Source organism: Pseudomonas sp. S44, from assembly GCF_016624805.1.
In the GTDB taxonomy this organism is placed as follows: Bacteria; Pseudomonadota; Gammaproteobacteria; order Pseudomonadales; family Pseudomonadaceae; genus Aquipseudomonas; species Aquipseudomonas machongensis.
Map to the genome: position 1 here is coordinate 38,810 of NZ_JACVTY010000036.1, position 13,520 is coordinate 52,329.

Below are 13,520 nucleotides of genomic sequence, written 5' to 3' on the forward strand. Positions count from 1 at the left end.
GGGCGTTACTGCCCTCTCAACAATTGAGCGGCACGCACGGCGAAATAGGTGAGGATGCCATCGGCGCCGGCCCGTTTGAAAGCGGTGAGGGATTCGAGAATCACGGCTTCGCTCAGCCAGCCGTTCTGGATGGCCGCCATGTGCATGGCATATTCGCCGCTGACCTGATACACGAAGGTCGGCACGCGGAATTCGGTTTTGACGCGGTGAACGATGTCCAGGTACGGCATGCCCGGCTTGACCATGACCATGTCAGCGCCCTCGGCGAGGTCGGTGGCCACTTCATGCAGGGCCTCGTCACTGTTGGCCGGGTCCATCTGATAGGAGGCCTTGTTGGCCTTGCCCAGGTTCAGCGCCGAGCCGACCGCATCGCGGAACGGGCCGTAGTAGGCGCTGGCGTACTTGGCGGAGTAAGCCATGATGCGCACGTTCACGTGGCCGGCCAGCTCCAGGGCCTCGCGGATGGCCTGCAGACGACCGTCCATCATGTCGGACGGCGCCACCACCTGGGCACCGGCTTCGGCATGCGACAGCGCCTGACGCACCAGGGCGTCGACGGTGATGTCGTTCTGCACGTAGCCCTCTTCGTCGAGGATGCCGTCCTGGCCGTGAGTGGTGAAGGGATCGAGTGCGACGTCGGTGATCACTCCCAGTTCCGGGAAGCGCGTACGCAGGGCGCGGGTCGCACGCTGGGCGATGCCATCCGGGTTCCAGGCTTCGGCACCGTCGAGGGATTTCTTCTCCACCGGGGTCACCGGGAACAGCGCCAGCGCCGGAATCCCCAGCTCGACCCAACCCTGTGCGGCTTCGAGCAGCAGGTCGATCGACAGGCGCTCGACGCCCGGCATCGACGGCACTTCCTCGCGACGATTTTCGCCGTCCAGCACGAATACCGGCAGGATCAGGTCATCGACGGTCAGGGTGTTCTCGCGAACCAGACGACGGGAGAATTCGTCCCGGCGGTTGCGACGCAGGCGGGTAGCAGGAAACAGGCGGTTGGCGGGGGTAAAGCTCACGGCAGACTCCTGAGCCCGCGCAGGCGGGCTAGCGCGACAGTTATAAGCGCCCATTATGACGCCTAGGTTACAGGGAAGGGCAACCCTGCGACTTGTGGCCGCAGGCATTGTCCTTGTAGGAATTGTTCACGTCGAGACACATTTGGACACTTTCCCCCAGGCGCGCGAAGGGGTAGGCTGCGCGTTCATTTCGCCAGCACCTCAGAAAATGCTTCAACAATTCCTGCAGGATTTCGGCTATTTCGCCCTCTTTCTAGGCACCTTCTTCGAAGGCGAGACCATCCTGGTACTTGCAGGATTTCTCGCGTTCCGTGGATACATGGACATCAGCCTGGTCGTGGTGGTGGCGTTCTTCGGCAGCTATGCCGGTGACCAACTCTGGTATTTCATGGGCCGTCGCCACGGGCGCAAGATCCTCGCGCGCAAACCGCGCTGGCAGGCGATGGGCGACCGCGCGCTGGAACATATCCGCCGCCACCCCGACATCTGGGTACTGAGCTTCCGTTTCGTCTATGGCCTGCGCACCGTGATGCCGGTGGCCATCGGCCTGTCGGGCTATCCCCCGCGGCGCTACCTGCTGCTCAACGGTATTGGCGCGGCGATCTGGGCCCTGGCCCTGGGCGCGGCGGCCTATCACTTCGGCGCCATCCTCGAAGGCCTGCTGGGCAACGTGAAGAAATACGAGCTATGGGTGCTCGGCGGCCTGCTGGTGCTGGGCGGGCTGCTCTGGCTGCGCCGACGTTTCCGCAACTTGCGTGCGGAGCGCAAGGCGGCGGCAGAAAGCCAGGCCGCACAGGCTGAACAGGCTGTAGAGCCCGAGCAGGAGCCAGGCCAAGGGCGTGACCGCCCCTAGGCCCAACACCCCACCCAGATAAAGCGCCGGCCCGTTGGACGCCAGCCGCAGCAGTTCAAGGCGCGCGGCCCAAGGCCGGTTCTCCAGCGCCACCCCAAGCACGAACAAGCCAAACGCCATCAGTGTCCAGCCCAGCACCAGCGCCGCTGGCGGCACGCGCTCGGCCACCTCCATCAGGTAACTCCCCAAACCTGCGTACACGGCGAACTGCAGCGCCACATACAACTGCTGGGCTCGCCCCAGCGGTATCTCGAACTTGCGAAACTGCGCCAGATCAACCTTGGCCTGTGGATAAACCGCCTCCACATCCGCCGGTCGCCATCCGGTGGGCATGAACCAGATCCGCAGCTTGTCCCACAGACAGCGAGTGCGCCGCGCATCGCGCCAGAGCTGGGCATAGAACTGCAGGTTGGCCCACAGCGGATTCCAGCTCGCCAGCGGCGTGGTCACGCCGAACACCACGGGCTCGCGCGGGTCCTCCTCCTGGAAAGTGCCGAACAGGCGGTCCCAGAGAATGAACACGCCGCCGTAGTTGCGATCCAAGTACAAAGGATTCTGCGCATGGTGGACGCGATGGTTGGACGGCGTGATCAGTACCCATTCGAGCCAGCCCAGCTTGGGCACGTGCCGGGTATGCACCCAGAACTGGTACAGCAGGTTCAGCGATGCCACGGTGACGAATACCAGCGGCGGCACGCCGACCAGGGCCAGCGGCAGATAGAAGATCCACGAGAAGAGAAAGCCGCTGCTGGTCTGGCGCAGGGCGGTGGTGAGGTTGTACTCCTCGCTCTGGTGATGCACCGAATGCGCCGCCCACAACACGTTGCGCTCATGGCCGAGGCGGTGCAGCCAGTAGTAGCAGAAGTCGTAGAGCACGAACGCCAGCAACCAGACCCAGACCGCACCGTCCGGCAGGCGCAGCAGGGCCAGGTGCTCCCAGGCCAGCGCGTAGCTCACAAGCCCGACGCCCTTGGTCAACAGTCCCGTGCTGGTCGACAGCGCCCCGGTGCTCAGGCTGTTTATCGAATCGGCCAGGCGATAGTTGCGCTGCCCGCGCAGCCGGTCGGCGACCAGCTCTACGGCAATCAGCACGAAGAAGAACGGCACGGCCAGCAGAATCAGGTCCATGGTGACGATCCCAAGCGTTATCCACAGAGATTAGGCCGCGTCGGGCACAACCCTTATGGCCACATCTGCCAAACTAGAGGACATTTAGCGCCTCGACACTGGAGTAATGAGCATGACGAAAAAGGTAGCGGTGATTCTTTCCGGCTGTGGCGTGTATGACGGCGCCGAAATCCACGAAAGCGTGATCACCCTGCTGCGCCTCGACCAGCGCGGCGCCCAGGTGCAGTGTTTCGCGCCGAACATCGCGCAGATGCACGTGATCAACCACCTGACCGGCGAAGAAATGTCCGAGTCGCGCAATGTACTGGTGGAGTCGGCGCGCATCGCCCGCGGTGAAGTGAAGGATATTCGCGAAGCCAAGGCCGAGGACTTCGACGCACTCATCGTCCCTGGCGGTTTCGGCGCGGCCAAGAACCTGTCGAATTTCGCCGTCGAAGGCACCAGTTGCAGCGTGAACCCCGAGGTACTGGCACTGGCCGAGGCCTTCGCCGCGGCGTGCAAGCCGGTCGGCCTGATCTGCATCTCGCCGGCGTTGGCCGCGAAGATCTACGGCCCAGGCGTGGTCTGCACCATCGGCAACGATGCCGACACCAGCGCAGCCGTGGTGAAGATGGGCGGCACCCATGAAGAATGCGATGTGCATGACATCGTCGAAGACACCCAGCGCAAGCTGGTGACCACCCCGGCCTACATGCTGGCCAAGTCGATCAGCGAAGCGGCGGGTGGGATCTACAAACTGGTGGACCGGGTGCTGGAGCTGACTCACGAGAAGGACTGAAGCGCATCAGGGCAGGCCTTTTCGCGGGCAAGTCGGAGCGCCGAACCGCCGCGAAAAGGTCAACGCGTCAACCGCGTGAGGATCCGATCCAGCGAATTGGCAAACGCCTGCTTCTCCCGCTCGCCATAGGGCGCCTGCCCGCCGCCGACCTGCCCCTGTTCACGCAACTCGGTGAACAGGTTGCGCACCGCCAGTCGATCCCCCATGTTGCGCTCGTCGAACTCGCGACCACGCGGGTCCAGCGCCGCCACACCCTTCTTGATCAGACGATCTGCCAGCGGTACGTCGCTGCAGATCACCAGCTCGCCGGGCTCTGCATGCTCCACCAGGTAGTCGTCGGCGGCATCCATGCCGCTGGGCACCACGATCAGCCGCACGATCGCGAAGGCCGGTTTGGCCACGGCCTGGCCGGCCACCATCACCACTTCCAGCTTGCGCTTGAGGGCGAATTTGACGATCAGGTCCTTGGCCGCCTTGGGGCAGGCGTCGGCGTCGATCCATATGCGCATGACGATGTTTCCGTAATTCGAAAAGAAATAGTGTGCCAGCCCCGGCCTCAGTTCGCTGCAGCCCTGCGTTTTTCGGCAATGCGCGAGCGTCCGTAAAGCACCACGATAGCCAGCAATGCCACCGCCTGCGCACTCAACGAATAAGCGTCGGCATGAATCCCCAGCCAATCGAACTCGAAGAACGGCACCGGTCGCGTGCCCAGTACCCCAGCCTCCTGCAGCGCCTTGACGCCGTGCCCGGCGAACACCACCGACAGCGCGCACAACAACGCAGCGTTGATGCTGAAGAACAGCGACAGTGGCAGCTTCGCCGATCCACGCAGAATCACCCAGGCCAACCCCACCAGCAACACCAGCGCGGTAGCGCCACCGGCCAGCACCGCCTGGTGCCCGGCAGGCCCGGCCTGCAACCACAGGGTTTCGTAGAACAGGATCACCTCGAACAGCTCGCGGTACACCGAGAAAAACGCCAGCATGGCAAAGCCGAAGCGCCCGCCACCACTGAGCAGGCTGCTCTTGATGTAGTCCTGCCAGGCTGCGGCGTGGCGCCGGTCATGCATCCAGACCCCCAGCCACAGCACCATGACCGCAGCGAACAGCGCCGTGCAGCCCTCGAGCAACTCGCGCTGGGCGCCGCCGACATCGATCACGTAGGCCGCCAGGGCCCAGGTAGCGAAACCTGCCACCAATGCCAGGCCCCAGCCGATGTTGACGCTGCGTACCGCCGACTGCTGCCCGGTATTGCGCAGGAAGGCGAGGATCGCGGCCAGCACCAGGATCGCCTCCAGGCCCTCGCGCAGCAGGATCAGCAGCCCGGAGATGTAGCTCAACGACCAACTCAGACCATCGCTGCCCAGCAGTTTCGCCGCCTGCTCCAGCTTGACCTTGGCCTCGGCCAGGCGCTGCGCAGCCTGCTCGGCGGGCAGACCATCCTGCAGCGACTGCCGGTAGGCCATCAACGACTTCTCGGTATCCTTGCGCACCTGCGCGTCGATGTTGTCGAGCGAGCTCTCCACCAGCTCGAAACCTTCGAGATATGCGGCCACCGACAGGTCGTAGGCCTGGTCGTGATCGCCCTCGCGGTAGGCCGCCAGGCTCTTGTCCAGGGTGCTGGAGGTGTATTCGAGCAACTGTGCCGGGCCACGCTTGACCTGCGGTGGCTGGGCGCGCTGGGCACGGAATGCGGCAACGGCCTCGGCGCCTTCGTTGGCGGCGACTTCGGCCGGAGTCTGGCGGGCCAGGTCGGCGATGTTCCAGGTTTTGTCGCCCTTGGCCGCCTGCGGGTCGGCGGTGAAGCTGGCAATGTAGGCGGCCACATCCCAGCGCTGGCGTTCGTCGAGCTGGTCGGCGAACGACGGCATCTCGGTGCCCTCGATACCCAGGCCGAGGGTGTTGTACAGGTCGAACAGGCTCAACTGGTCAAGGCGCTGGGCGTCGCGCAGGTTGGCCGGCGCAGGCTCCAGGCCGACACCCGCCGGGCCGTCCCCGGCACCGGTGTCACCGTGGCAGATCGAGCAGTTCTGCGCGTACAACGCAGCACCGCGTGCCGGATCCGGCGTGATCACCGGCGCCTGGCTGACCTCGTAGGCCACCGCCAGCCGCGCGCCCAACTGCCGAGCCTGGTGCGCCACGGCGCTGCCGTCCTGGCGTTGCTCGATGGCCTGGCGCAGCGCCTGCACACCCTGCTCGAGAGCGTCGCGTTCGGGGTTGGCCGGCAAGCCATTGACCAGCTCGGCCAGCACCCCGCTGAACTCCTGCTGTTCGCGGTATTCACCTTCATCCACCACCTTGCCGCCCTCTACGGTCGGCGGGTAGTCGGCACCGATATAGTCCAGCAGGTGCAACGCCTTGGTGGCGTCGGCAGGGGCTTCGGCCTGCGCCAGGGTGCTGCACAGCGCCAGCACCGGGCCGAGCAACAAGGCCGGCAACCACGCGAGCGGACGGGAACGGGGAATCATGGGGCGATCTCGGCGAGAATACGAAAGCGAACATTGTTCACTTCCACTTCGACTTGCTCAAGGTTCGCGGGCGGATTTCATGAAAAATCTTGCAACGAATACGTCCTGATCGGCCCACTCAAGACGCTCCCAGGATCTCCACCTCAGGCAAGTCCATCGCCGCCGCCTCCTCCTGCAAGAAGGCACTCAAACGCCGCAACCGCTCGCCGCCCGGGCGGGTGCGCGGCCATACGAGGTAATAGTCCAGGCCGCTGGCCACCGCCGTCGGCCATGGCAGGCTCAGTCGCCCCTGGGCGACGTCTTCGGCGACCATCAGCAGGTCACCCATCGACACCCCATAACCCCGAGCAGCGGCGATCATGCCCAGCTCCAGGGTATCGAACACCTGCCCGCCCTTGAGCGACACCGTTTCGCTCAGGCCCATGCGCGCGAGCCAACTGCGCCAGTCGCGACGATCGGGCGTCGGGTGCAACAGTTCGACACTGGCCAGCCTGCGCGCATCCCACGGCGCTTCGGCCTGCAGGTCCGGAGCGCCGACCGGGATCAGCAGCTCGGCGAACAGCCGACGCACCTCCCAGTCCACCGGAAAGTTGCCGTCGCTGAGCAGCACGGCGCAATCGAAAGGCTCTTGATTGAAATCCACATGGTCGACGTCCATCCAGGCGCTGGTCAGTTGCACCTCGTTGCCCGGCTGCAGGTGGCGAAAGCGGCTCAGGCGCGCCAGCAGCCAGCGCATGGTCAAGGTCGAGGGGGCTTTCATGCGCAGGATGTCGTCTTCGCCGCGCAAGGTATTGCAGGCCCGCTCCAGTGACGAGAAACCGTCGCGCACACCGGGCAACAGCATCCGCGCCGCCTCGGTGGGCTGCAGATTACGACCGTTGCGCACGAACAGGCGGCAGCCGAAGTGATCTTCAAGCGTGCGGATGTGGCGGCTGACCGCGCTCTGGGTGATGGACAGCTCCTCACCGGCGCGGGTGAAGGAGCTCAGCCGCGCGGCGGCTTCAAATGCGCGCAGGGCATACAACGGTGGTAGCTGACGAGACATGGGGCACCTGTCATACGGGCGCATGAGGCAATTCGGCAGAAGCATACCTCCATGAGTTCAACTCATGCCAATGATCGCTTTTATCTTTTTGTGCAATGTTGACCGAAGCCTCAGAATCGTGGGCTCTTTCTGTAGGACCCACACCCAAGGACTTCGCCCCATGCATGTCGCGCCCACCACCGAACTCAAGGCTCTGCTGCGCCTGGCCGGCCCCCTGGTCGCCTCGCAATTGGCGCACATGCTGATGGTGCTCACCGACACCCTGATGATGGCGCGCATCAGCCCACAGGCGCTGGCAGGGGGCGGCCTGGGCGCGGCGAGCTACTCGTTCGTGTCGATCTTCTGCCTGGGCGTGATCGCCGCGGTCGGCACCCTGGTGGCCTTCCGCAAGGGCGCAGGTGACATCGCCGGTGCCACGCGCCTGGCGCAGAACGGCCTGTGGTTGGCCTGGGGCCTGGCGCTGGGCGCGGCCCTGGTGTTGTGGAACCTCAAACCTTTGTTGCTGCTGTTCGGCCAGCGTCCCGACAACGTCGACATGGCTATGCAGTTCCTTACCCTGCTACCCCTGGCACTGCCCGGCTACCTGACCTTCATGGCCCTGCGCGGCTTCACCAGCGCCCTGGGCCATTCGACGCCGGTGATGGTCATCAGCCTGGTGGGCACGGTACTCAACTACCTGTTCAACCACGCACTGATCGAAGGCATGTTCGGCCTGCCCAAGCTGGGCCTGATGGGCATCGGCCTGGTCACGGCCGTGGTGTCGCTGGGCATGGCCATCGCGCTGGCTCTATACATCCACTGGCACCGTGCATACGACGCCTATCCGCTGCGCAAGGGCCTGTCACATCCATCGCTCGATGCACTGCGCGAGTTGTGGCGGCTGGGCCTGCCGATCGGCGGTACCTACATCGTGGAAGTCGGCTTGTTCGCCTTCGCCGCGCTGTGCATGGGTGTACTGGGCGATACCGAGCTGGCCGCCCACCAGATCGCCCTGCCGATCATTTCGGCAGCGTTCATGGTGCCGACCGGGCTGTCCTATGCGGTGACCATGCGAGTCGGGCTGTACTACGGCGCAGGCAACCTGCTGGCCGCGCGCAGCGCCGGGCGCATCGGGATCGGCCTGGGCGCGGTGGTGATGTTCACCTTCGCGGTGCTGTTCTGGCTGTTCCCGGAGACCTTCGTGGGGCTGTTGGTCGACCGCAATGACCCAGCGTTCGCCGCCATCTTCGCGCTCGCCGTGCAACTGGTGATGGTGGCCGCCTGGTTCGAGCTGTTCGACGGCACGCAGACCATCGCCATGGGCTCGATTCGCGGCCTGAAGGACGCCAAGACCACGTTCGTGATCGGTCTGCTGTGCTACTGGCTGGTGGGCGCGCCCTGCGCCTGGGTGTTCGCCTTCACGCTCGGCGGGGGTGCGGTGGGTATCTGGTGGGGCTTGGCGCTGGGGCTGGCGTGTGCGGCAGTGGCGCTGACGCTGGCATTCGAATGGCGGATGAAGCGGTTGCTGGGCAAGGCGGCCGTGGGGGCGGCGGTTTCGGCCTGAAATCAGTGGCGGCCCTATTGCGGGCCGCTACAGGTTAAACACTCACCAACTGCGGTTTGGCCGCCTGGAACAGGTAGACGATCAGCTCATCGATCGGCAGCGGCCGGCTCACCAGGAACCCTTGCACCTGGTCGCAACCGAAATCACGCAGCAGACCCAGTTGCTCGTCGCTTTCCACCCCTTCGGCCACCACTTCCAGGTTGAGGTTGTGCGCCAGGTTGATCATCGCGTGCACCAGCTTGCGGTTTTCTTCGCGCTGCTCCATGCCGGCGACGAAGCTGCGATCGACCTTGAGCAAGGTGATGGGCAGGCTGTTCAGGTGCACGAACGACGAAAAGCCGGTGCCGAAGTCATCCAGCGAGAAACGCACACCCAGGCGCCCCAATGCATCCATGGTCTGGCGCACCACTTCGTTGCGGCGCATCACCGCGGTCTCGGTCAGCTCGAACTCCAGCCAACGCGCATCGACGCCGTGTTCGACGATCAGCCGGCTCAGGGTCGCCAACAGCTGGCTGTCCTGGAACTGGCGGAAGCTCAGGTTCACCGCCATGTGCAGCGGCGCCAGGCCGTGCTCGCCCAGGGCCTGCATGTCACGCAGGGCGCGGGAGATCACCCAGTAGCCCAGCGGTACGATCAGCCCGCTCTGCTCGGCCAGCGGCACGAATTCGCTGGGCGGCAGCAGGCCACGCTCGGCATGCCGCCAGCGCACCAGTGCCTCGAGGCCGACGATGGTGCCGTCCTTGAGGTTCAAGCGTGGCTGGTAGTGCAGTTCAAGCTCGTCACGACGCAGGGCCCGACGCAGCTCGCTTTCCAGATCGGCGAGGCTGCGGGCGTTGCTGTTTATCCGCTCGTTGAACACGTGATACGTGCAGCCTTGGCTGCCCTTGGCCTGGCGCATGGCGATGTGCGCATGCCACATCAACGGATCGGCGCCCGCTTGCGCACGGGCATGGGCCAGGCCCAGGCTGCAGCCAAGCAGCAGGCTTTCGCCATCGATCCAGTACGGCTCGGCCAGGGCTTCGACGATACGCTCGGCGGTGCGCTCGGCGCGGCTGGGGTCGCGGCGGGTGTCGATCAGCAGCGCGAACTCATCGCTGCCCAGGCGCGCCAACTGATCACCGGCCTCCAGCTGCTGCTTGAGTCGGTTGACCACCTGCAGGATCAGGCGATCACCGCCCTGGTGCCCCAGGGCGTCGTTGACGTGACGGAAGTTGTCCAGGTCCAGGTGACCGAGGGCCAGGCCGCGGCCTGCGTTCTCCGCCAGGCGTGCGCTGAGCAGTGCCTGGAAGCCCTGGCGATTGGCGATGCCGGTGAGCGGGTCCTGCTCGGCCAGGCGTTGCAAGGTGGCGACCAGCACACCGCGTTCACGCACATGACGCAACGAGCGGCGCAGCGCATCACTGCTCAGTTGCCCACGCACCAGCCAGTCACTCACGCCCACCGGAGGCGTTTCGGGCTCGTGCTCCAGCAGCAGGATGGTCGGCAGGTCGCAGCGCCCGGGTGTTGGCTGCAGGTCGGGCGTGGCCAGTACCACGGCCTGGCGATCGTGAACGAACAGGCTGTCCACCGCCTCCCAGTTCGGCGCAGTCAACAGTACCGCGCTGCCAGCCAGCGGCTGGACACATTCGCGCAGCAACGCAGCCCATTCCGGCTCATCGGCCAACAGCAGCAAGCGCAACGGTTCGACGGGCGTGGACAAGCGGGCTCCTTAGGGCTCGAACAGTGTGACCGAGGATGTGCCGTATCCTAACCGACAAGTGGAAATGATTCTCACTTTTATATGTGGCGTTCCCTGCCCCGCATCTCGACGGATTTTGCCGTGCATCCTGCGCGAAAGTCGCAACGCCCGCAAATCTGAATGGTGCGCTGCATCACACTGTCAGACGGTCGCGCCATAACCGACCCATGCCTGCTAGAATGCGCGGCTATTTTCTGGTTACTCCCGGTTTCTAGCATGTCCCGACTCAATCCCCGGCAACAGGAAGCCCGAGACTACGTCGGCGGCCCTCTATTGGTGCTCGCCGGTGCAGGCTCCGGCAAGACCAGCGTGATCACGCGCAAGATTGCCCACCTCATCCAGAACTGCGGCATCCGTGCCCAGTACATCGTCGCCATGACCTTCACCAACAAGGCCGCGCGCGAGATGAAGGAGCGGGTCGGCACCCTGCTGCGTCCAGGCGAAGGCCGGGGCCTGACGGTGTGCACCTTCCACAACCTGGGCCTGAACATCATCCGCCGGGAACACCAGCGTCTGGGCTACAAGCCGGGCTTCTCGATCTTCGACGAGTCCGACATCAAGGCGCTGCTGTCGGACATCATGCAGAAGGAATATTCCGGCGACGACGGGCTGGACGAGATCAAGAACATGATCGGCTCGTGGAAGAACGATCTGATCCTGCCCGCCGAAGCCCTGGAAAAAGCGCGCAACCCGCGCGAGCAGACCGCTGCCATCGTCTACACCCACTACCAGCGCACGCTCAAGGCCTACAACGCGGTGGACTTCGACGACCTGATCCTGCTGCCGGTCAAGCTGTTCCAGGAGCACACCGACGTGCTGGAACGCTGGCAGAACCGCGTGCGCTACCTGCTGGTCGACGAATACCAGGACACCAACGCCAGCCAGTACCTGCTGGTGAAGATGCTCATCGGCATGCGCAACCAGTTCACCGTGGTTGGCGACGATGACCAGTCGATCTACGCCTGGCGCGGCGCGCGCCCGGAAAACCTGATGCTGCTCAAGGAGGACTATCCCTCCCTGAAAGTGGTGATGCTCGAGCAGAACTACCGCTCCACCAGCCGCATCCTGCGCTGCGCCAACGTACTGATCGCCAACAACCCCCACGACTTCGAGAAGCAGTTGTGGAGCGAGATGGGCGTAGGCGACGAGATCCGCGTGATCCGCTGTAAGAACGAGGAAGCCGAGGCCGAGCGCGTGGCCATGGAAATCCTCACCTTGCACCTGCGCACCAACCGCCCGTACAGCGACTTCGCCATCCTCTACCGCGGCAACTACCAGGCCAAGCTGATCGAACTGAAGCTGCAGCACCACCAGGTGCCCTATCGCCTCTCGGGCGGCAACAGCTTCTTCGGTCGCCAGGAGGTCAAGGACCTCATGGCCTACCTGCGCCTGCTGGTCAACCCGGACGACGACAACGCCTACCTGCGGGTGATCAACGTGCCGCGCCGCGAGATCGGCTCGACCACGCTCGAAAAGCTCGGCAACTACGCCACCGAGCGCGGCGTGTCGATGTACGCGGCAAGCGAGGAGCTGGGCCTGGGCGAGCACCTCGATGCGCGCTACACCGAGCGCCTGCAGCGCTTCAAGCACTGGCTCGACGGCGTGCGTCACAAGGTTGCCCTGGAAGACCCGATCGCTGCGCTGCACGAGATGGTCAAGGACATCGACTACGAGAACTGGATCCGCCAGAACACCGCCAGCGACAAGGCGGCGGATTTCCGCATCGGCAACGTCTGGTTCCTGATCGATGCGCTGAAGAACACCCTCGAGAAGGACGAAGAGGGTGACATGACCATCGAGGACGCCATCGGCAAGCTGGTGCTGCGCGACATGCTCGAGCGCCAGCAGGAAGAGGAAGAAAACGCCGAGGGTGTGCAGATGATGACCCTTCACGCCTCCAAGGGCCTGGAATTCCCCTACGTATTCATCATGGGCATGGAGGAAGAAATCCTCCCCCACCGCTCGAGCATCGAAGCCGACACCATCGAGGAAGAACGCCGCCTGGCCTACGTGGGCATCACCCGCGCCCGTCAGACCCTGGCCTTCACCTTCGCCGCCAAGCGCAAGCAGTACGGCGAGATCATCGACTGCACGCCCAGCCGGTTCCTGGATGAACTGCCGCCGGACGACCTGGCCTGGGAAGGCCTGGAGGATGCGCCTGTGGAGGTGAAGGCGGCGCGAGGCAATAACGCGCTGGCCGACATCCGGGCCATGCTCAAACGCTGACCAACCATTACTCTTTAAACCTTTGCCGCGACCTTCTGGATGCGGCCACCTTTGCTACATCGAGGAATACACAGTGGAAGCACTGCAGCAGAAGATTCGCGAAGAAGGCATCGTGCTTTCCGATCAGGTTCTCAAAGTCGACGCGTTTCTCAACCACCAGATCGACCCTGCGCTGATGCAACTGATCGGTGACGAGTTCGCCCGCCTGTTCGCAGACTCGGGCGTGACCAAGATCGTCACCATCGAGGCGTCGGGCATCGCCCCGGCGGTGATGACCGGCCTGAAGCTGGGCGTGCCGGTGATCTTCGCCCGCAAGCATCAGTCGCTGACTCTGACCGAGAACCTGCTGACCGCTTCGGTGTATTCCTTCACCAAGCAGACCGAGAACACCGTGGCCATCTCGCCGCGTCACCTCAACAGCAGTGATCGCGTGCTGGTGATCGATGACTTCCTGGCCAACGGCAAGGCTTCGCAGGCACTGATTTCGATCATCAAGCAGGCCGGCGCCACTGTGGCGGGCCTGGGGATCGTCATCGAGAAATCGTTCCAGGGCGGCCGCGCCGAGCTGGACAGCCAGGGCTATCGCGTCGAATCGCTGGCTCGGGTGAAGTCGCTGGAAGGTGGGGTCGTGACCTTCATCGAATAAGGCCGCTACGCGAGCTCTGTGGGAGCGGGTTTACCCGCGAATGCGATTTGGGATGCGCCATCGCATTCGCGGGTAAACCC

10 protein-coding genes and 1 pseudogene are annotated in these 13,520 nt (G+C 64.3%); 5 read left to right on the top strand and 6 right to left on the bottom strand.

The window, feature by feature from the left end:
- Window positions 1–5: 5 nt before the first annotated feature.
- Entirely contained in the window at window positions 6–1,016 is a 1,011-nt protein-coding gene (gene hemB, locus IAE40_RS22135; protein WP_197893415.1) for a porphobilinogen synthase, read from the bottom strand.
- Window positions 1,017–1,224: 208 nt separating this feature from the next.
- Between hemB and IAE40_RS22140 the strand changes: the two genes are divergently transcribed.
- Window positions 1,225–1,869, top strand: a complete 645-nt coding sequence (locus IAE40_RS22140; RefSeq protein ID WP_172964798.1) for a DedA family protein — start codon at window positions 1,225–1,227, stop codon at window positions 1,867–1,869.
- A 549-nt stretch (window positions 1,870–2,418) separates the two neighbouring features.
- Here IAE40_RS22140 and IAE40_RS25790 read toward each other — a convergent pair.
- Window positions 2,419–2,997: pseudogene (locus tag IAE40_RS25790) on the bottom strand (sterol desaturase family protein); the annotation flags it as partial.
- A 112-nt stretch (window positions 2,998–3,109) separates the two neighbouring features.
- Here IAE40_RS25790 and elbB point away from each other — a divergent pair.
- Entirely contained in the window at window positions 3,110–3,775 is a 666-nt protein-coding gene (gene elbB, locus IAE40_RS22150) for an isoprenoid biosynthesis glyoxalase ElbB (RefSeq protein ID WP_200603870.1), read from the top strand.
- A 59-nt stretch (window positions 3,776–3,834) separates the two neighbouring features.
- Here elbB and IAE40_RS22155 read toward each other — a convergent pair whose 3' ends face one another.
- From IAE40_RS22155 to IAE40_RS22165, 3 genes are all read right to left on the bottom strand, one after another.
- Entirely contained in the window at window positions 3,835–4,284 is a 450-nt protein-coding gene (locus IAE40_RS22155; RefSeq protein ID WP_054894100.1) for a YaiI/YqxD family protein, read from the bottom strand.
- 47 nt (window positions 4,285–4,331) lie between these two features.
- A complete protein-coding gene (locus tag IAE40_RS22160) occupies window positions 4,332–6,242 on the bottom strand; it encodes a cytochrome c/FTR1 family iron permease (protein ID WP_153772885.1) in 1,911 nt (636 codons plus the stop codon).
- A 118-nt stretch (window positions 6,243–6,360) separates the two neighbouring features.
- Window positions 6,361–7,287 carry a LysR substrate-binding domain-containing protein gene (locus IAE40_RS22165; protein ID WP_054894102.1) on the bottom strand — a complete coding sequence of 309 codons (927 nt, stop codon included), beginning with the start codon at window positions 7,285–7,287 and terminating at the stop codon, window positions 6,361–6,363.
- Between the two features lie 160 nt (window positions 7,288–7,447).
- Here IAE40_RS22165 and IAE40_RS22170 point away from each other — a divergent pair, with 160 nt between their 5' ends.
- On the top strand, window positions 7,448–8,830 hold the full coding sequence (locus IAE40_RS22170; RefSeq protein WP_054894103.1) for a NorM family multidrug efflux MATE transporter: 1,383 nt from the start codon (window positions 7,448–7,450) through the stop codon (window positions 8,828–8,830).
- A gap of 34 nt (window positions 8,831–8,864) precedes the next feature.
- Here IAE40_RS22170 and IAE40_RS22175 read toward each other — a convergent pair whose 3' ends face one another.
- A complete protein-coding gene (locus IAE40_RS22175; protein WP_054894104.1) occupies window positions 8,865–10,529 on the bottom strand; it encodes a putative bifunctional diguanylate cyclase/phosphodiesterase in 1,665 nt (554 codons plus the stop codon).
- Window positions 10,530–10,784: 255 nt separating this feature from the next.
- Here IAE40_RS22175 and rep point away from each other — a divergent pair, with 255 nt between their 5' ends.
- Both rep and IAE40_RS22185 read left to right on the top strand, forming a co-directional pair.
- Complete coding sequence (rep, locus tag IAE40_RS22180; protein WP_054894105.1) at window positions 10,785–12,794, top strand: DNA helicase Rep; 2,010 nt, start codon at window positions 10,785–10,787, stop codon at window positions 12,792–12,794.
- Window positions 12,795–12,867: 73 nt separating this feature from the next.
- On the top strand, window positions 12,868–13,440 hold the full coding sequence (locus IAE40_RS22185) for a xanthine phosphoribosyltransferase (protein ID WP_011536381.1): 573 nt from the start codon (window positions 12,868–12,870) through the stop codon (window positions 13,438–13,440).
- Window positions 13,441–13,520: the final 80 nt, after the last annotated feature.

Coding starts and splice junctions, on each gene's coding strand:
- IAE40_RS22140 (WP_172964798.1), top strand. CDS start 1,225: ATGCTTCAACAATTCCTGCAGGATTTCGGCTATTTCGCCCTCTTTCTA.
- elbB (WP_200603870.1), top strand. CDS start 3,110: ATGACGAAAAAGGTAGCGGTGATTCTTTCCGGCTGTGGCGTGTATGAC.
- IAE40_RS22155 (WP_054894100.1), bottom strand. CDS start 4,284: ATGCGCATATGGATCGACGCCGACGCCTGCCCCAAGGCGGCCAAGGAC.
- IAE40_RS22160 (WP_153772885.1), bottom strand. CDS start 6,242: ATGATTCCCCGTTCCCGTCCGCTCGCGTGGTTGCCGGCCTTGTTGCTC.
- IAE40_RS22165 (WP_054894102.1), bottom strand. CDS start 7,287: ATGTCTCGTCAGCTACCACCGTTGTATGCCCTGCGCGCATTTGAAGCC.
- IAE40_RS22170 (WP_054894103.1), top strand. CDS start 7,448: ATGCATGTCGCGCCCACCACCGAACTCAAGGCTCTGCTGCGCCTGGCC.
- rep (WP_054894105.1), top strand. CDS start 10,785: ATGTCCCGACTCAATCCCCGGCAACAGGAAGCCCGAGACTACGTCGGC.